This window comes from Vibrio sp. 2130-1 (assembly GCF_033339515.1).
Genome location: NZ_JAWOUT010000002.1, coordinates 387,442 through 406,049, shown reverse-complemented (window position 1 = coordinate 406,049; position 18,608 = coordinate 387,442). Strand labels below are relative to the sequence as shown.

The 18,608-nt window shown below is 45.5% G+C and carries 15 protein-coding genes; 7 read left to right on the top strand and 8 right to left on the bottom strand.

The annotated features are described in order from the left end of the window. The first annotated feature begins 8 nt into the window (after window positions 1-8). The gene (locus tag R7Q09_RS04380; protein WP_318070537.1) at window positions 9-1,001 is read left to right on the top strand and encodes an oligopeptide/dipeptide ABC transporter ATP-binding protein; all 993 of its coding nucleotides are present in this window, start codon (window positions 9-11) and stop codon (window positions 999-1,001) included. Beyond that, window positions 1,001-2,797: an aminopeptidase P family protein gene (locus tag R7Q09_RS04375; protein WP_262689237.1), complete on the top strand. Its 1,797-nt coding sequence runs from the start codon at window positions 1,001-1,003 to the stop codon at window positions 2,795-2,797. Before R7Q09_RS04380 ends, R7Q09_RS04375 begins: the two co-directional genes overlap by 1 nt. Window positions 2,798-2,957: 160 nt before the next feature. Here R7Q09_RS04375 and R7Q09_RS04370 read toward each other — a convergent pair whose 3' ends face one another. Then, the gene (locus R7Q09_RS04370) at window positions 2,958-5,402 is read right to left on the bottom strand and encodes a collagenase (protein WP_318070536.1); all 2,445 of its coding nucleotides are present in this window, start codon (window positions 5,400-5,402) and stop codon (window positions 2,958-2,960) included. A 302-nt stretch (window positions 5,403-5,704) separates the two neighbouring features. Here R7Q09_RS04370 and R7Q09_RS04365 point away from each other — a divergent pair, with 302 nt between their 5' ends. After that, on the top strand, window positions 5,705-6,139 hold the full coding sequence (locus R7Q09_RS04365; RefSeq protein WP_149191858.1) for a hypothetical protein: 435 nt from the start codon (window positions 5,705-5,707) through the stop codon (window positions 6,137-6,139). Between the two features lie 120 nt (window positions 6,140-6,259). Here R7Q09_RS04365 and R7Q09_RS04360 read toward each other — a convergent pair whose 3' ends face one another. The 7 genes from R7Q09_RS04360 to R7Q09_RS04330 all read right to left on the bottom strand — a co-directional run bounded on the left by R7Q09_RS04360 (window position 6,260) and on the right by R7Q09_RS04330 (window position 14,070). After that, on the bottom strand, window positions 6,260-7,108 hold the full coding sequence (locus tag R7Q09_RS04360; protein WP_138939941.1) for an ABC transporter permease: 849 nt from the start codon (window positions 7,106-7,108) through the stop codon (window positions 6,260-6,262). 2 nt (window positions 7,109-7,110) lie between these two features. Then, window positions 7,111-8,391: an ABC transporter permease gene (locus R7Q09_RS04355; RefSeq protein WP_047100695.1), complete on the bottom strand. Its 1,281-nt coding sequence runs from the start codon at window positions 8,389-8,391 to the stop codon at window positions 7,111-7,113. Beyond that, window positions 8,388-9,509: an ABC transporter ATP-binding protein gene (locus R7Q09_RS04350; protein ID WP_149191859.1), complete on the bottom strand. Its 1,122-nt coding sequence runs from the start codon at window positions 9,507-9,509 to the stop codon at window positions 8,388-8,390. Before R7Q09_RS04350 ends, R7Q09_RS04355 begins: the two co-directional genes overlap by 4 nt. A 73-nt stretch (window positions 9,510-9,582) precedes the next feature. Next, window positions 9,583-10,497, bottom strand: a complete 915-nt coding sequence (locus tag R7Q09_RS04345; RefSeq protein ID WP_005377851.1) for a dihydrodipicolinate synthase family protein — start codon at window positions 10,495-10,497, stop codon at window positions 9,583-9,585. A gap of 56 nt (window positions 10,498-10,553) precedes the next feature. Continuing rightward, window positions 10,554-11,528 carry an ornithine cyclodeaminase family protein gene (locus R7Q09_RS04340; RefSeq protein ID WP_169628447.1) on the bottom strand — a complete coding sequence of 325 codons (975 nt, stop codon included), beginning with the start codon at window positions 11,526-11,528 and terminating at the stop codon, window positions 10,554-10,556. A gap of 87 nt (window positions 11,529-11,615) precedes the next feature. Then, entirely contained in the window at window positions 11,616-12,689 is a 1,074-nt protein-coding gene (locus R7Q09_RS04335; RefSeq protein WP_017633955.1) for a polyamine ABC transporter substrate-binding protein, read from the bottom strand. Window positions 12,690-12,813: 124 nt separating this feature from the next. Then, entirely contained in the window at window positions 12,814-14,070 is a 1,257-nt protein-coding gene (locus R7Q09_RS04330; protein WP_138939944.1) for an NAD(P)/FAD-dependent oxidoreductase, read from the bottom strand. A gap of 109 nt (window positions 14,071-14,179) precedes the next feature. Here R7Q09_RS04330 and R7Q09_RS04325 point away from each other — a divergent pair, with 109 nt between their 5' ends. The 4 genes from R7Q09_RS04325 (at window position 14,180) to R7Q09_RS04310 (ending at window position 18,357) form a co-directional block, all read left to right on the top strand. Further along, complete coding sequence (locus R7Q09_RS04325; RefSeq protein ID WP_149191860.1) at window positions 14,180-15,181, top strand: 4-hydroxyproline epimerase; 1,002 nt, start codon at window positions 14,180-14,182, stop codon at window positions 15,179-15,181. A gap of 21 nt (window positions 15,182-15,202) precedes the next feature. Continuing rightward, window positions 15,203-16,735, top strand: a complete 1,533-nt coding sequence (locus R7Q09_RS04320) for an aldehyde dehydrogenase (NADP(+)) (protein WP_318070548.1) — start codon at window positions 15,203-15,205, stop codon at window positions 16,733-16,735. Window positions 16,736-16,887: 152 nt separating this feature from the next. Next, window positions 16,888-17,562 (top strand): GntR family transcriptional regulator, encoded by a 675-nt coding sequence (locus tag R7Q09_RS04315; protein WP_005377862.1) that lies wholly within the window; start codon window positions 16,888-16,890, stop codon window positions 17,560-17,562. Between the two features lie 30 nt (window positions 17,563-17,592). Next, window positions 17,593-18,357 (top strand): hypothetical protein, encoded by a 765-nt coding sequence (locus R7Q09_RS04310; protein WP_005377865.1) that lies wholly within the window; start codon window positions 17,593-17,595, stop codon window positions 18,355-18,357. The last annotated feature ends 251 nt before the right edge of the window (window positions 18,358-18,608 follow it).

Below are 18,608 nucleotides of genomic sequence, written 5' to 3'. Positions count from 1 at the left end.
GAGGCATTATGAATAAAAGAGAAGTCCTCATGTCTGCTCGTGATTTAAACGTCCACTTTCCTGTTTCGCGTCACCTTATTCCAAGTCAACGTAAAATCGTGAAAGCGGTCAATGGTATCGACTTAGATGTTTATCGAGGTGAAACACTTGGCATTGTGGGGGAATCAGGCTGCGGAAAATCAACGCTTGCACGCGCCTTACTTCGCTTAATTGAACCTACACATGGCGAGTTGACTTGGAAAGATCAAGACATGCGCGGGTTTAGTAAGAAAGAGCTTTCCTCTCGACGCAGAGAATTTCAGATGGTGTTTCAAGACCCATCCGCTTGTTTGAATCCGAGATTAACCATCTCAGAATGCATCGCCGAACCACTGCTCACCCACGAGCCACAACTTAAACGGGCAGAGGTAGAAAAGCGTGTCATCGCTATGATGGATAAAGTGGGTCTCTTGGCGAGCCAGCGAAACCGCTATCCACATGAATTTTCCGGAGGTCAATGCCAGCGTGTGGGCATTGCCAGAGCATTAATTCTCAATCCAGATTTGGTCGTGTGTGATGAACCCGTTAGTGCGCTAGACGTCTCCATACAAGCTCAGGTCATCAATCTTCTAGATGATCTTAAACAAGAAATGGGGTTAACACTGGTGATGATTGCGCATGACTTAAGCGTGGTGCGCCATATCAGCGACCGCGTTATGGTGATGTATCTTGGTAAACCTATGGAAGTAGGACGTTACGATAAAGTATTTGATGATGCACAACACCCCTACACCAAAGCACTGTTATCTGCTGTCCCAATAGCTAATCCGCAATTAGCACGTGACCGTGAAATACAACTATTGCCCGGCGACCTTCCTTCTCCACTTAATCCACCGAGCGGTTGCGTTTTTCGTACTCGATGCCCAGAAGCAACAGAAGTATGCGGGCAACAGAACCCAATAAAAACAGGCTCGGAGCAGCATCATATCTATTGCTCAAATATGACTTTAGGAACCATTTAATGAACAATACTAACTCAGTAAACCAACGCCTTACGTTATTGCGTGAGGCAATGTCCTTTCACAACGTGTCTGCATATATCGTGACCAACAATGACCCACATAACAGTGAATACTCAGCGGTTCATTGGTTAGCGCGAAGCTGGATTTCAGGTTTTACCGGCTCAGCAGGCGATGTCGTCATTACCCAACAAGGTGGTGGCCTGTGGACTGATGGTCGTTACTATATTCAAGCTGAAGAACAGTTACACGGCACAGGACTTGAACTGTTTAAAGCCAAACAACCAGAAACGCCGACAATTACCAAATGGCTGGCTACCACGCTCCCAGAAAACAGTATTGTCGCGGTTGACGGGCGCGCCATCAGTTACGCTTTTTATCAAGGCCTCAAACAAGCCTTTGAAGCGAAAAACATTAAGATCATTCTCGACCTAGATTTGCTCACACCGATTTGGCTTGAAAGACCACCTCGCCCAAGTGCACCCGTATTCGAGCACCCCACCGCTTTTGCTGGCGTTGACACAGAAAATAAGTTAGCGAGAATCCGTTCTTGGTTAACCGAGAACCAAGTAGATAGCTTATTAGTGTCAACGCTAGATGATGTCATGTGGACAATGAATATTCGAGGTGGTGATACGAATTACTGCCCAGTTTCTGAAGCCTATCTAGTCGTAGAGCAATCACTTGCGACACTGTTTATTGATAAAGCCAAACTGCCTCAAGACGTTGAAAGAGCGCTGACCAAGCAGAGTGTACACATTCGCCATTACAACTACGTAAGTCAGTATTTGAATCAGCAATGTGAGGGATTATCGCTCGCTTTTAACCCGACCCACACAGACAGCTTATTGGTGAGTTCGATTGAACGGAATGTGAATCTAAAGCCAATGGCTTGCCCTGTAACGGCAATGAAGGCCATAAAAAATGCGACCGAGCTAACTAGCCTAGAACAGGCATTAACAGATGATGGTGTGGCAATCGTAAGGTTTATGAACTGGCTCGAAGAGCAAGTTCCAAGCGGACTCGTTACAGAATTGTCTGCTGAGGCACAACTGAATCACTATCGCCGTCAAACCCGACATTATGTGAGTGACAGTTTCCGCACTATCGCAGGCTTCGCAGCTCACGGGGCAAAAATGCATTATGCCGCCGATGAAGAAAGCAATGCCGCAGTCAATGAAAGCAACTTCTTTCTCGTCGATTCTGGTGGCCAATACCTTGGCGGGACAACAGACATCACCCGTACTTTCCACTTCGGGTCACCGACCATTAAGCAGCGCAAAGATTATACCTTGGTGCTCAAAGCGGTCATCCGACTGACTCAGACTCGATTCATGAAAGGCTCTACGGGTGCCAATCTTGATATCATGGCGCGTGGCGTCTTATGGCAACATGGTATTGATTACAAGTGCGGCACTGGACACGGCGTAGGCATTTGCTTGAATGTTCACGAAGGCCCACAAAATTTCTCGCAAAGCCACCACGAGGTTGAGCTAAAACCGGGTATGGTCATTACTAATGAACCAGGCGTTTATCGCGAAGGTGAGTACGGGGTAAGAATAGAGAACATTCTTAAAGTTGTAGAAGTAGAACAAAATGAGTTCGGCACGTTTTACGGTTTTGAGACCATCACTCTTGCTCCAATTGCGACCAACGCCCTTGATTTATCAATGCTAGATCAAGCAGAGCTAGACTGGCTCAATCATTACCATTCACGAGTCTATCAAGCACTTAGCCCTTTTCTTGATGCGCAAGATAAAAACTGGCTGCAAAGCACAACCCAACTTATTGAGAAATAGGATATCAGCAAGTTTTATAACGTTTTCATTTTCATCTCAAACTCCTTGTTTGCCAGCCTTCGGGCTGGTTTTTTTATAGAGATAACGGCGTAAAAAACAAAAACGCCCCGCGATGTTAGCGAGGCGATCCATTAAATTAAAATGATGCAGTTAAACTGCCCTACTGACGACACTTCTGAGTATCAAAATCAACGACGATGGCGGCATTCTCAAAGTCACCAGATACTTTAACGTAGCCCCAGTAGTTACTCTGATTTGACAACGTAATACACTCTCCATTACCAATATTATCTGACCACCCGTGACGATTAGTATCATCCGGCCAACCAGAGTTACTGTATTCAAGCTTTAGGTTGCCCGTACCATTCCCCGTCGTTATCGCCAGATTTGAGCTCTCATTCACCGCTGGCACGCTTAGCCAAATGGTTTGTTGATTTGCCAAGCAAACGGGCTCTCCTGCTGTTAGGCGCCCACCGCTTACTTTACTTTGCACCGCGCAGTCTTGTGGCAATGTGTCATTACCGCCCAACGTTGAGATAACAACACTATGAGTGGCGGTTGCAGTCAAGCCTTCACTGTCTGTCACACTTAGACTGACCGAATACTCCCCTTCACTCCCATATTGGTGCGTCGGCTTGGTTTGTGTACTTGTCGAGCCATCACCGAAGTCCCATAAGACGCTGACGATCTTCCCGTTTGGGTCTGTACTGTTTTCACTGCTAAATGTAATGCTTTCACCGACTTTCCCCTTGTTGTTTGCGGTTATGACTGCATTAGGTGCACCATTTGAGACAAGGGCTTGCTGCCACTGCTCAAACTCACTTTGATATAAATTCGCCCATTGGGTGATCGTTGCCTTGTAATTGCTCCAATTCCCTTGGCGTGTTTCCACCAGCATTTGGTTTACGTCATCTTTATGATTTTCAAACATAAAACGTACAGCTAAGTACCCCCAACGATAAATTCGATCGACATCAAACCCATCATAAGTAGTCTCGAAAATCTCACTTAAGGTATATGTCGAGCCGTCTAAAATCGTCTCAAGTGCTGCTTGGTTGTCATTTTCTTGAGCGACATACTCTGCAATGCCTTCACTCCACCACACTATTTTTTCAGTTGGATGACTAAACCCTCCATAGAGATCAAATCGACCATCTAAGTAATGCACGTATTCGTGCTCTAGGTTCCAGACAAAGTGATCCGCGTTCGCATAAGAGGCTTCATAAGCAATAAAGTTGGGAATATTCCCCGGCTGGGAAGGGTCGCCCTCCAAGTACATACCGCCATTGTCAGTACTAATATCGAAAATTGGCCCTGCGTACTTACCATAATCAGTGCTTGAATCGAAGATATTGACTTGGAGCTGAGTGTTGTGGTCATCTTTTACTGGCTGTTCACCCGTTTCTAAAGACTGATGAAAGTAACCCTCTTCGTAACCCATTTTAGAACATGCGGCCGCGTGTTGCTCTTGCGTCATATTCTGGGACAATATTCGAATTGTCGGACTACAGGTATAAGTTTGCGATAGCACCAAGCCTTTTAGCTCAGTTTCGAAATTACAAATTCCGAACTCACTACAATCTGCGTAATATGAGGCGGTGTCCGCCGCCGCAAGCCAAACCGCGTCACCCCGACCATACATTTCATACTGTTCAAAGATTCGACTCAGCTGACTCTTCACAACAGAACTCGCGTTACCTGTATACTTGGTCAGACGCCCGAGCTCTCGCCCCGCATTCGCGGCCATAAACTCATCTTCAGCACCGATTGATGACGCCCTCAGAGCAAAATCGCCTAAAGCTTTGGCAAGGTCTGTTTGGTTACCAATTACTTGCACAAATTGCTCGTTCCACTGCCCACCAAACAAAATAGTGAAAACACCATTAACCGCATTGCGCATATACCAGTGCTGGGCGTATTGATCATTCCAACGTGTAAGCCACTGGGTCACTTGCGGTAAGTACGCGTGCTGCAAGCCCGCACTATCCATAGTGATGATGACTTCACTAAGCACTTTGCCGTGACGGTCGCTGTTCTCGTAGAAATTTGCGTTGTTAACAAACGCATCCACGGATTCTTTCACCGCTGGGGTAACCCATTCAATAAATGAGATGTTGTCATTGTAAAACTCGGCGTAATAACCCGCGCGTAAGTATAAGAACAACGTTTCTAGTTCATCGCTCCCGCCACCCATATAACCCTTCGCCAAGGTCGTAGTGTGCTTAGCGATGTTGTACATATGATCGGAACTAAATACCGACTCCTGAACCCGACTTTCAGCAGAGAATAACTGGTTCACGCACGTCGCGCCCTGACTTAAAATTTCGCTGATCAATTGGTTACTGCTTTCGGTAACCAATGCTTCCAAATCACAAGCAGTGCTCGACTCATCAAGGCTTTCAAGTGACTGTACTCGAGTTGCCTTGGAGGGCTGAATAGGGAGAGTTGCGGTTGGTTGGTATTCAACTCGATTGGATTCAACACCGTGTGTATGAGCCGAATGTGCATGTTGCTCTGTAACTTGAGAAACTGGCTCGCTTAACGCAAATACGCCAGTGCTGGTTAATGTTGTCGCAATCGCGACACTCAAAGTCTTCAGTTCCATCTAATTTCTTCTATATTGAGTTTTCCTTAGATGCATTACGTCTTTTGCATCGCCACTGCCCTTATTACTGCAAGAGCATCTCCATATAACCTACTCGCAAGACAAGAAGAAACATTTTGTTAACAAATAGATGTGGCGGTATCAGTTTTTGGTACTCGAGTTGCAGTTGCACGAGCTTGCCAGAAATCGATTTGCTTTAGTAATATTGATCAACTAGTTGTTTATCTTTCCATTCAAATATCTTTTATTGCTCCTCACAAAAGCTATAAAATGGTGTCTTTTCTTTTTGCTAAACAACTCCTATGACCGACGCTGATATTGAGCTACAACACCTTTGGTTAGAAGTCCAAGCCGAACGCTGGCAAAACCTGCCACGCTTTTTATTCAGTTACTACTGCTACAAGCACAACCTTGTCAGTAAAACCAACAAAGTTTGCTGGGAGACGGCACGTGCAAGACTGCCCGCTTCAACATCAATAAAAGAGCGAAAAAAGGCGGTGGTTGAACCGTTAGTCCCTGAGGAAGCCGTGGTTGGGTTATTGAAAGCCATCAGCAAAGATGGGGAAATGACATTTGACGTGATGGGAACCACACTTGATACGTTTTTGCATTATGTTGTGATTAGCAAGGAAGAAAAAGCGCGACTTAAATCAAACATGCCAGCTAGTTGGTATCAGCAATCAAACAAGTCGCCTTTGGCACGTTTCGAGCAAGCTGGCATTAAGCTACAAGAGTGATATGTCAGTCATCGCTGACGACAAACACAAAAGAAAAGCGCCTACAATGAGGCGCATTTGATCAAAAATTGAGGTGCCCCTAAACAAAAGTGCAAAGTGACCAACAAAGAAAAAGTCTGGTTATTCTTGAATGCCTCGAATGCGTACATTACGTCTACGTAAAACTTCTAATGTCACGAGCAAACACACCGACATAAAAATCAGCAACGTAGCGACCGCCAATATGGTCGGACTAATTTGCTCTCGAATTCCTGACCACATCTGCCTCGGAACGGTTTTTTGTTCTGCCCCAGTCAGGAATAACGCCACCACAACCTCGTCGAACGAGGTGCCAAAAGCAAACAAGCCGCCAGATATCATCCCCGGACGAATCAGCGGAAAGGTAATGTGTCTGAAAGTATAAACAGGGTTTGCTCCTAAGCTAGCCGCCGCTTTTACCAAGCTATGGTCAAAGCCGCTTAACGTCGCAGTAACGGTAATGACGACAAAAGGCGTACCTAACGCAGCATGTGCCAAAATGACGCCTAAATAAGTTTGTGATAAGCCAAGGCGTGTGTAGAAAAAGTACATCGCAGCAGCAGAGATAATGACTGGTACGATCATGGGTGAGATCAACAGCGCCATAATCGTATTGCGAAAAGGCAAGTTACTACTTGCTAAACCCAACGCCGCCAGAGTTCCTAGCCCTGTTGCAACGAGTGTCGCCATAAAAGCAATAAACGTGCTGTTTTTCAGCGCCAACAGCCACTGATCACTAGTAAACATTTCTTGATACCAGCGAGTAGAATACGCTGCCGAGTCAAGGTTTAACATCCCCTCGGTAAAAGTAAAGTAAGGCGTTGCATTAAACGATAACGGGATGATGGTCAGAATTGGAGCGATTAAAAAGAACAGCACCACCCCACAAAAAGCTAAGTAACCTGCGTAAGCAACTCGCTCTACTTTTGATGCATATTTTGGTAATGCCATGGTTATCCCCCTACCTTAAGGTTGTTAATGCCAACCACACGGTTGAACATATAAAACAGAACCAGTACAACGAACAAAAGCAGTCCACCCAATGCGCCAGCCATCCCCCAGTTCAGTGATGTCTGCATATGATAGGCAATCATATTGGAGATCATCTGTCCGCTTCTTCCACCAACCAAAGCGGGCGTAATGTAGAAACCAATAGAAAGAATGAAAGTAAGCAAAGCCCCCGCACCTATCCCCGGTAAAGTAAGCGGCATATAAACTTTGATGAACGCAATGAAAGGCGTCGCGCCTAGAGAACGAGCGGCACGGAAATAAGTTGGGCTAATTCCTTTCATTACGCTATACAGAGGCAGGATCATAAAAGGCAACAGAATGTGCACCATAGACACCACCGTTCCGAAGGTATTGTGAATCATCTGAATTCGCTCAGAAGTAAAACCCGACCAAATAAGGAGATCATTAATGACCCCTTGGTTTTGCAGCAGAACAATCCAAGACGTGGTTCTGACTAATAATGATGTCCAAAATGGCAGCAGCACAATGATTAAAAGTAAGTTCGCGCGCTTATCAGGTAAATTGGCAAGCAGGTAAGCAACGGGGTACGCCATCACCAAACAAATTAAGGTGATTGAAATAGACATCCAAAAAGTTTTAAAGAAAAGGTCGACGTATATTTGGCGTTTTTCTGGTTGGGGTTCAATGTCTCCAAACTCATTCACTTGCAAGTCTAGCGCTGCAAGATAGTGACTGAATGTTAATGCGCCACTAAGATTCTTAAACGCCGCCCAATATTTAGGATTAGTCCATCGCTTATCCAGCTTAGCCAACTGTGTCACCGAGCTCGGCAGCGACGTCAAACGAGACAACTTTCTGCCGGTTTTCATGAGTAAACTGCGCATACCAGACTCTTCAATATTCATCCGGTTGGCTATTTTCGGCAGCTCTTTGCTTTGATAAAGCGCAAGTACTTCAACAGAGAATGCCTCAATGACTTCTTGATGAGGCTGACCTTGATAATCCCAACTTTCTAAGGCTTGAATAGTTTGTGGTAGTGACAGGGATATTTCTCGGTTATCCACGCTTCGATAAAGCATGTCGAGGATAGGAAAAGCAAACGTAAGCAGAATAAAACACACCAATGGCGTTGTGAGCATAATGGAGCGAAGCTTTTTTCGGCGCTCGGCCTTTTGCAACTGCGCTTTCAAATTGGTTTCTTGCTCATGAACTTGGCGTTCGATTTCCAATACAGAATCTAATGCGGTTAGCTCTCGACTCATGCTGCTACCTCGCTACTTTGAGTTTGTGTCCCATCAAGAGCATGGCAATCGTCACTTTGCCAACCAATACGACAAATTGAGCCAGGCGTTAACTGCAAGTGTTTACGATTATCGTTAGGTACTTTAACGATGAAGTGACCAACGCTCTCTACTTCGACGACCAGACGATAATGATCACCGTGATAAATCAATTCTCGTAGGACGCCCGAGACTTGGTTCTCACAAGACGCTTTCTCTGGTTGAATAACAATCTTTTCTGGTCGAATGGAAAGTGTTGTTCTCTGCCCTTGCTCAGAGACTCTGACAGGTTTCGCAGTAAATAACTCTTTCCCAACGAGCACTTGGCAATACTTTCCGTCCCACTCTTTGACTAAACCTGAGAGTTGGTTGTTTTCTCCGATAAACTGCGCAACAAACGTATTACTCGGAGATTCATAAAGCTCGGTTGGTGTCGCGAGTTGTTGCACTTCGCCGTGATTAAAAACCGCAATACGGTCGGACATAGTGAGAGCTTCGTCTTGATCGTGCGTCACATACAAAATGGTAATGCCAAGCTTTTCATGCAAATGTTTAATTTCCATCTGCATTTGCTCACGCAGCTGCTTATCTAACGCGCCTAGTGGTTCATCCATCAACACGAGTTTAGGCTCAAACACTAATGCTCGCGCTAACGCAACACGCTGTTGTTGACCACCTGATAACTGCTTCGGGTATCGAGTCGCAACATGCTCAAGCTCGACCATTTCTAATACACTCTGAACTTTGCTTTGAATCGTGTCACTGTCGAGTTTTCGCACCTTTAAAGGAAACGCAAGATTCTCAGCAATGGTCATATGTGGAAACAACGCATAGTTTTGAAACACCATACCAATATCGCGCTTGTGCGGCGCGAGATGATTGACAGGAACGCCATCGATATAAATGTCTCCACCGGTCGCAGTTTCAAAGCCTGCTAGCATCATCAAGCAAGTGGTCTTGCCCGATCCTGACGGTCCCAACATAGTAACGAACTCTCCAGGAGCAATATCTAAGTTGAAGTCTTTCACCACCAAACTCGTGCCATCGTAGGTTTTCTTAACGTGTTGAAAGCTGACATAGTCCTTGTTTTCCGTGCTCATGACTTCCCTCTTCTCATTTTTTGAATATTACGAATGAGTAGAGCGTCAGTTAACGCTCTACTAAACAGCACAATTACAGATTGTATTTGGATAGGTCTAAGCGGGTTTCTAACGCATGTTCAACCATTTGAATGACTTGTTGACGCTCTTCACCTTGTAAGAGTTGGCGTGGCGCACGAACTTGTTCAGAGCCACGTCCGCAGACTTGCTCGGCCAATTTTATGCACTGAACCAGCGTAGGAATGGTGTCTAAACGCAGTAGGGGTAAGAACCAACGGTAGATCTCTAACGCTTCAGCATAACGACCTTGGCTTGCCAGTTTATAAATCGCAACGGACTCTTCTGGGAATGCGTTGGTTAAACCAGAAATCCAGCCGGTCGCACCTAGCATCAATGATTCAAGAGCGATGTCATCAACACCACTGAACACGGTAAAGCGGTCATCAAATTTATTGTAAAGCTCGGTGATACGACGAGTATCAGTGGTCGACTCTTTGATAGCTACAATACTTTCAAACTCAGCCAGTTTCGCCATGATGTCGAGGTTTACATCGACACCATAAGCAACCGGGTTGTTGTAAATCATGATTGGCATTTCTGGCGTTGCTTCTGCTAGCGTGCGGTAATATTCGAACGTTTCGCTCTCAGACGTGCGGTAAACCATGGCAGGCATCACCATACAACCATCGATACCAATTTTGTACGCATCCTGCATGTAATCAACAGCTGCTGTGGTAATAGACTCTGCTGTACCAGCAATCAAAGGCACACGGCCATTTACGACTTCTTTTGCCGCTTGCAAGACCTGGCGTTTCTCCTCCGGGTACAACGCACAGTTCTCACCGACAGTACCCAAGCAGATAATGCCATTCACACCATCTTTAATTTGGTTATCTATAACAGTTTGCGTTGCGTCTAAGTCGATTGACTGATCTTGACGAAATTGCGTACTGACCGCCGGATAAACACCTTTCCAATCAATTTTCATGAACTACTTTCCTTATATGTATATTGTATGCAATTTAAATGAACGAGCAAAAATGCTCAGGCATGGGTATCTATGCCATTTTCTAACAACACCGCCTTTACAGCGGCCAAATCAGCCAAAGCACTGCCAACTGATTTGTATAAAGTAATGACCTCATCGTTTTGACGTCCTGAGATTTGTTGGGCGCAAAGCTGCGGTAATTCCCCTTTAATATCGTCTGACGTGAACACGCCCTCTTGAATTGGAATGAGAAGATCGCCCGCTTCGGCTAATACATTAATACGGCTATCAACATACACCTGTGCTCGTTGCACTGCTTCGGAGTCGCATTCACGCTTATCCAAGTCATGATTACCGACCAAATCAATATGGGTGCCCGGCTGCACGTCTGCGCCATTAAACAAAGGCTCTGCTGATGCGGTAATACAGCTGATGATGTCAACGTGTTTGATAACGTGGTCCACATTTTCTACGACTGAAACACGGAACCGACGCTCATCAGGAAGCGACTGATACTCTGAAGATGACACAATGGCATCTACCGTCGCCTCGGCTTTATCTGAGTTACGCCCCCAAATATAAACCTGCTTAAGTGGGCGAACCGCAGCGTATGCCCACGCAAAATAAGGCGCAAGATTGCCCGTTCCGCAGATCAACAGACGATCAGCATCGGGACGCGCCAAATAGTCCGCTGCCAACGCAGAAGCTGCGGCGGTGCGCCAAAACGTTAAAACTTTACCGTCCACGAGTGCGAGCGGCTCACCATCGTTTCGTCTAAAAACAAGCAGCTTAGATGCAAGCGTATCTTTGCCTTGCTCAGGGTTATGCGGGAAATACGTAAAGGCTTTCACCGCAATCAACTCCTGGTTCCAAGCTGGAAGTAGCGCAAACGCCTCGTATTCTCCCTCTTCTAAGGGCATGACTCGGCGTTGAGGTATTGTCGCTGGCCGCGAGTACATTTCACGCATCGTTTCAATAAGAGACTTCATTGTTAAACATTGCGCGACTTGCTGTGCTTCGATGACTTTCATCATTTCTCCGAAAACATAAATACAGTTGAGGAAAAGTACGGAACCTCGCTTATGGATGAAAACTCGGCCCTATACACAAATTAACGCCTAGTTAAGCAGCCAAGTGTTGAACTCTTCATTGAGTTCATCTGCGTAGTCTGACCACCATTCATCGTTAATCAGGAAGGCGGTTTGGAAGTTTTGAGGTGCTGTAGGAAGGTTCGCTAAAATGTCTGGGTTCACCTCCGCCGAAGACGACTTACGCGTAGGCCCATAGGCAACGTACTTAGCTTGATCAGCTAATGGTTTTGTTCCTGAAGAAAAAGCAATGAAGTCCAATGCAAGCTTTGTGTTCTCACTCCCTTTAGGTATCGCCCATCCATTCATGTAACCCATTTGACGGTCCCATATAATCCGAAATGGTTGACCTTCATCCTTACGGGCATTGTGGATTCGGCCGTTAAACGCCGAGGCGATCACCACTTCTTTGTCTGCAAGCATTTGAGGTGGCTGGGCACCTGTTGTCCACCACAGCACTTCTGATTTGATCGTATCCAACTTAGCAAAAGCACGCTCACGCCCCGCTTCGGTTTCGAGCAGGCTGTAGACCTCTTCTGGCTTTACACCATCAGCCAATAGTGCCCACTCAAGATTGCCCTGAGGTTGTTTTTGCAATGCACGTCGACCTGGAAAAGTTTTTAGGTCAAAAAGATCGGTCAACTTGCTAGGCAAAGCCTTACCTTTAAACGCGTCTTCGTTCACCGCTAATACTGTGGACACAACGATGGTATTGATTGCGCATTCGTGAATCGCACCGTCAATGAAATCCTCTTGTGCTGGTGTTCCATCTGCGCCCGGAGGCAAAATACTTGGGCTCACTGGTTCTAGTAACCCTTCGGCGCAACCACGAACAATGTCCGGCTTGTCGAGAGAAACCAAATCCCAGCGCACATTGTTCGCTTCCACCTGCGCTTTAATTTCGGCTAATCCGCCACTGAAATCCTCGGATACGATCTCAACACCTGTTTTTTTAATGAAAGGCTTATGATATGCCTCCACTTGGCTCTTGGTGAATGCACCACCCCAAGATACGACCGTCAATTTGTCTTCAGCATAAGCAGAGGTCCCCAACAGCATTCCTGAAATCAACAGCGCCAATGGTGCTTTGGTCATTCGTGACATGTTTTACTCCTTTTGGTTGTTTTTCTGGAGGCATCCGAGTACGGCTGTTGGATACCAGTTTTTGTTAAAATTAAGTTAACATTAGCATTTAATATATTTTATACAATATTTAATATTAAATTTTTCAGGCAAATCGTTGTAGTGAAAAAGGTGAAAGATCAATCGATGTTGGCTTTCCTTCGATAAGCTCTAAAAGGAGATCTGCCGTAATCGCCGCTTGAGTTAATCCAAGGTGTTGGTGGCCAAATGTCAGTAATACATTTCCATCCCAAATGCTATCAATAACCGGTAACGAGTCGACTGTTGAAGGCCGATTCCCCATCCACTTTTCTCCTTGCTTCAGTGGATTTAACCCCGATTCAAACATCTCATCACCTAACTGAAAAAGCATTTCTGAACGTTTCATATTGGGTGGTGATTCTACATCGGCATACTCAACAGTGCCTGCCAAGCGTAGCCCACCAGACATCGGAGTCATGATGAATTTTCTATCGGCAGAGCTAATAGGAAATGGCAGTACATCACGCTTGTCATCCACCATTAGGTGATAACCACGCTCGGCTTGAATAGGCACTTTGACTCCGGTTAGTTCCCGTATCAAAGGCTTAGAATGTACACCAGCGGCAACAATGATTCGGTCAAATGAATGTGTTTGAGACTCAACCAGCACATCGCCATTTTTCGCCAACGCAGATACACCTTTTTGTAAAACCTTACCGCCAAGCTCTTCAAAGGCTTCACTTAGCTCAGCACAGAGCTGATAAGGGTCTAGCGTATGACCGGTTTCGGGAAAAAAGACTCCGATACGAACCTTATGGCTGAGATCAGGTATCCGCTCTCGAATCTCCTCTTGTGTCCAAACTTGATGCGTCACACCGTTTTTAGCCAGTGAGTTAAGCGTACTTTGATAATTCTGAAACAGTTTCTCGTTTTCAAAAGTGAGCAATGAACCATTCATTTTTATTAGATGCGCTTTTCCGATTGAATCAAGCATGCCACGCCAACTTGCCACTGACCGCTCGTTAAGACTCTTAATCGCGTTTTTTGCCCGCTCCGCGGCTGATGGCTTGGTTTGTAATAGAAAACGAATCATCCACCCGATTGTGTTTGGAATATCTTGCCAACGGATCGAAACCGGACTTTTGGGATCTAGCAGCATTTTAGGTAATTGTGGAAGCAGCGCTGGCGTTGCAAGAGGGAAGATTTGCTCAGTCGCGATATGGCCTGCATTTCCCTTAGAGCATCCATTCCCCACGCCATTGGGATCAAAAATCGTGACTTGATAACCTTGCTGCTGCAATTTCAAGCCAATTGATAAGCCAATAATCCCCGCACCTATCACAGCGATCCTTTCCTTTTTAGTTTCATCCTTGACCAACATAAATATGCTCCGAGTCACACTTGAAAACGTAGATTGTATACAATATATTTTACATTACGTTAACATCACTATTGTTTAATTCAACCATTTTTTCAGCAAGGAGCGAAAAATGAGACAAGGAACTTTTTTCTGTATTGATGCCCACACCTGCGGCAACCCAGTTAGGCTGGTAGCAGGCGGTGTGCCTCCACTCGAAGGCAATACCATGAGCGAAAAGCGCCAATACTTTCTTGAGCATTATGATTGGATTCGTCAGGCACTCATGTTTGAGCCTCGCGGACACTCGATGATGTCGGGGTCCGTTGTCTTGCCTCCTTGCAGCGATAACGCAGACGCTTCAATTCTGTTTATTGAAACCAGTGGCTGCTTACCAATGTGTGGCCACGGCACCATTGGAACCGTCACTACCGCTATCGAGAATCGCCTTATCACTCCCAAAAAAGAAGGCCGTTTGATACTTGATGTCCCAGCAGGACAAATCGAAGTGCACTACCAAACAAAAGGTGACAAGGTCACGTCGGTGAAGATATTTAACGTACCAGCTTACCTTGCCCACCAAGACGTAACCGTGAGCATAGAGGGCTTAGGTGAGCTCACTGTCGATGTTGCTTATGGCGGAAACTATTACGTAATCGTCGATCCTCAAGAAAACTACGCCGGACTTGAACACTACTCTCCAGATGAAATTTTGATGCTTTCACCAAAAGTTCGCGAAGCGGTATCTCGAGCGGTTGAGTGCGTACATCCAGAAGATCCAACAGTGTGCGGTGTTTCTCACGTGCTATGGACCGGAGAGCCCACTCAAGAAAACGCCACCGCTCGAAATGCTGTGTTTTACGGCGACAAAGCGTTGGATCGTTCGCCATGTGGTACGGGAACAAGTGCACGTATGGCGCAATGGCATGCAAGAGGCAAGCTCAATCAAGGGGAAGACTTTGTTCACGAAAGTATCATCGGCAGCCTATTTCAAGGACGTATAGAAGGCATTACCGAAGTGAATGGCAAAGCCGCTATTTTGCCAAGCATTGAAGGATGGGCACAAGTATACGGTCACAACACGATATGGGTAGACGATGAAGACCCATATGCGTACGGATTTGAAGTGAAGTAATAAGGATAGTAAGGAAGAATGATGAACCCACAAGAACCAACCACTTTTTACGCAGTCAACGCCTTTACTGGTGAGCCTCTACCTATAGCGTTTCCGGTACATGGGGAGCAAGAAGTTAATCAAGCCGCCTCAGCCGCCCAAAGCGTTGCGCGTGAGTTTCGCCAACTAAGCAATGCAAAGCGAGCGAGCTTACTTTGCTCTATCGCCTCTGAATTGGAAGTGAAGAGTGAAGAAATCGTTGCTCGTGCTCATTTAGAAACTGCCCTTCCCGAAGCACGTTTAAGCGGTGAAATAGGACGTACCGCGAGCCAATTACGACTATTTGCCGAGGTTGTGAGATCGGGTAATCACCATCAAGCAATTTTCGATACGCCAAACCCAAACCGTCAACCACTGCCAAAACCAGATATTCGCCGTCAACAAATCGCAATTGGCCCTATCGCCGTGTTTGGTGCGTCTAATTTTCCGCTCGCATTTTCTACGGCAGGTGGTGATACGGCTTCGGCACTGGCAGCTGGCTGTCCTGTGATTGTAAAAGGCCATACCGCCCACCCTGGCACCAGTCAACTTGTTGCCGAGTGTATTGAGGCTGCACTTGAGAAAGAGTGCTTACCGCAAGCCATCTTCACGCTATTGCAAGGTAACAAACGTGCACTTGGCCAAGCACTCGTTACCCATCCAAAAATTAAAGGGGTTGGGTTTACAGGTTCAGTCGGTGGTGGCCGTGCGCTGTTCAATCTAGCCCAGCAAAGACCAGAGCCAATCCCCTTCTATGGCGAACTAGGGGCGATTAATCCAACATTTATTCTCCCTTCAGCCATACGGGCAAACGCATCATTGGCTGAAGAATTTGTGGCTTCTATGACTTTGGGCTGTGGACAATTTTGTACAAAACCAGGCGTTGTATTTGTCTTGAATAGCCCAGAAACGCAAGCCTTTATCGAAATCGCTCAAGGGTTAATTCGACAACAATCAACGGCCACTTTGCTAACGCAAGGAATCCGAGAAACGTATGAATCCGAAGTGGATAAGCGAGCTTCCGAAACAGGCATTAACGTCACTCGTTCTGAACAAGCAGAAGCGACCAATGTCTCACCAGCACTGTTCGTGACGGACAGTAAAAACTGGCGTGAAAACCCGCAATGGGAGGAAGAAATATTTGGTCCTCAATCGTTAATCGTAATCTGTGAAGATTTCGATGACATGTTGAAACTGAGTGATTCACTGACTGGATCGCTCACCGCAACCCTTCACGCTACCGCTGAAGACGAAGAACAAGCCAAGCAACTGCTTCCAAGTTTGGAAGAAATCGCCGGACGCCTTGTATTCAACGGTTGGCCAACTGGCGTCGAGGTTGGTTACGCTATGGTTCATGGTGGACCATATCCGGCTTCAACCAATTCTGCCTCAACATCTGTCGGTGCGGAGGCTATTCATCGTTGGTTGCGTCCGGTCTCTTATCAAGCTTTGCCAGAATCTTTATTGCCGGATTCATTAAAAGCGTCGAACCCACTGGGTATCCAACGCGCCATAGATGGCAGTGTGTCCCAATAAGCCCACCAAATGGCTCAAAAAGGCATCAACTGATGCCTTTTATTTCACTCTACTTCTCAAAACCTTCTTTCCTAGTTGGTTTGTGCCAGAAAAACAATAAACTACTAAAGTAAAATGGATTGGATACAATATTAATTTCACGGGAGACTTCAATGTCACAGAAACCTGTTTTTAAAACGCGCACTCAGCTCGTTGAGGAAGCAATTCGAACTCAGATCTTGAAGGGCGAGTTAAAAACTGGTCAACCTTTACGTCAAGATGCGTTAGCAAAAGAGTTTAATGTTAGCCGAATTCCTGTGCGTGAAGCGTTAGTTCAATTGGAAGCACAAGGACTCGTTAGCTTTGAACCTCACAAAGGTGCGACGGTCACTGAGCTATCTCCAGAGAAAATCAATGAGCTATTTGAACTGCGCGCTGTCGTGGAATGCCACATTTTAGAGCGCGCGATTCAAAATATGACAGACGCTGACCTTGAACGCGCGCGCGAAGTTCGCGAACGTTTCGAGTCAGTAGTGAACAGTGGCGACGAAGTAGAAGAATGGAGCAACTACAACTACGAGTTCCACAAAGCCCTATATGCGCCAGCCAACATGCCTGAAACTATGGACGTCATTTACAACCTGAACACAAAGTGTGACCGATACATACGCATGCAGCTATTGTTTACTACAGGCATTAAAAAGGCAGAAGAAGAGCACTTAAGCTTGTTTGAAATGTGCCAAAATCGCGATATCGAAGGCGCCAAGTACCTACTGAAAAAGCACATTCTAGAAGCAGGCACAGCGATTCGAAACCTGCTGCTTGAAAGGCAAAATATCAGCCAGTAAACGGAATAACGAATAAGGTGATATTCAAGGATGAATGTTGGACCAAAGTTTTTACTTGCAGCGCTACGACAAAAGATTAAAGAAGAAGGGCTTTGCTACAATTCCTTGTCAGAGAAAAGTGGCATCCCTTTATCTAGTATTAAACGCCACCTACATAATCCAGCTTTAGGTTTGGATAAAGTACTTATTTATCTGAACTACCTGAATACCGATCTCATCGAACTCGCAACCTTAGCCAACGAGCTTCAGCACCAAAACGAGCAAATGCTAACAGATGAAGAGAGCGCCCTTTTCGTTGAGCATCCTTATTTACTTGATTTTATTTATATGCTGACTTCTCGTGATATTAAACCGCAAGAGATAGCCCAAACTTACGGACTTTCTGATACAAGCTTACGATTCTATTTGCGTATCGCGGAAATTCTAGGATATGTCGAAAACTTCGGAGACGGCTTGTTTTACCGTTCTGGTCGTCGATTTATTATGGAAGAAGGTACGGCATTAGACACCTTATTCAAAGAGCGATTTCAACAAGATTCGCTTTCTCATGATATCAACCCAGGCGTATGTATAGGTCGCATTAGGCTCACCGAAGAGCAGAAAGTGCAAATAGAGGACGAGCTTTGTAATAAATTAGCGAAACTTAACGCAGTTAACACTTCCAACAATGAAGGTGAACTAACAAATATATTAATGCGCTGCACTCCCGGTGCTCAGATATTTTTCGCTGATGATTTACCTAACATTGACGGAAGCTTATTAAAGCACGTCGCTCAACTCACTAAATTAAGTTAAAGCATCAGATAAATAAATCAAACACCTCCGAGATAACATCATATATCCCTACCAAACTATTGATTCAAAGCGTTTCCTGAATCTAATTCTGATTTTTTATTTAGCAAGCGTCGCTTAGTCAACTAAGAACTTGTCTTAATTTCACACTTATTAATTGTCTTGTTAGCTCTTTTGAAATAGACAGAAAACTTAAGTAATGACTAATTTAGCTTAAGTATAAAAGACAACTTTTTTACGTTATTTACCTCACA

Excerpts from the sequence above, each read along its gene's own strand:
- R7Q09_RS04380 (WP_318070537.1), top strand. The coding sequence starts at position 9 with ATGAATAAAAGAGAAGTCCTCATGTCTGCTCGTGATTTAAACGTCCAC.
- R7Q09_RS04375 (WP_262689237.1), top strand. The coding sequence starts at position 1,001 with ATGAACAATACTAACTCAGTAAACCAACGCCTTACGTTATTGCGTGAG.
- R7Q09_RS04370 (WP_318070536.1), bottom strand. The coding sequence starts at position 5,402 with ATGGAACTGAAGACTTTGAGTGTCGCGATTGCGACAACATTAACCAGC.
- R7Q09_RS04365 (WP_149191858.1), top strand. The coding sequence starts at position 5,705 with ATGACCGACGCTGATATTGAGCTACAACACCTTTGGTTAGAAGTCCAA.
- R7Q09_RS04360 (WP_138939941.1), bottom strand. The coding sequence starts at position 7,108 with ATGGCATTACCAAAATATGCATCAAAAGTAGAGCGAGTTGCTTACGCA.
- R7Q09_RS04355 (WP_047100695.1), bottom strand. The coding sequence starts at position 8,391 with ATGAGTCGAGAGCTAACCGCATTAGATTCTGTATTGGAAATCGAACGC.
- R7Q09_RS04350 (WP_149191859.1), bottom strand. The coding sequence starts at position 9,509 with ATGAGCACGGAAAACAAGGACTATGTCAGCTTTCAACACGTTAAGAAA.
- R7Q09_RS04345 (WP_005377851.1), bottom strand. The coding sequence starts at position 10,497 with ATGAAAATTGATTGGAAAGGTGTTTATCCGGCGGTCAGTACGCAATTT.
- R7Q09_RS04340 (WP_169628447.1), bottom strand. The coding sequence starts at position 11,528 with ATGAAAGTCATCGAAGCACAGCAAGTCGCGCAATGTTTAACAATGAAG.
- R7Q09_RS04335 (WP_017633955.1), bottom strand. The coding sequence starts at position 12,689 with ATGTCACGAATGACCAAAGCACCATTGGCGCTGTTGATTTCAGGAATG.
- R7Q09_RS04330 (WP_138939944.1), bottom strand. The coding sequence starts at position 14,070 with ATGTTGGTCAAGGATGAAACTAAAAAGGAAAGGATCGCTGTGATAGGT.
- R7Q09_RS04325 (WP_149191860.1), top strand. The coding sequence starts at position 14,180 with ATGAGACAAGGAACTTTTTTCTGTATTGATGCCCACACCTGCGGCAAC.
- R7Q09_RS04320 (WP_318070548.1), top strand. The coding sequence starts at position 15,203 with ATGAACCCACAAGAACCAACCACTTTTTACGCAGTCAACGCCTTTACT.
- R7Q09_RS04315 (WP_005377862.1), top strand. The coding sequence starts at position 16,888 with ATGTCACAGAAACCTGTTTTTAAAACGCGCACTCAGCTCGTTGAGGAA.
- R7Q09_RS04310 (WP_005377865.1), top strand. The coding sequence starts at position 17,593 with ATGAATGTTGGACCAAAGTTTTTACTTGCAGCGCTACGACAAAAGATT.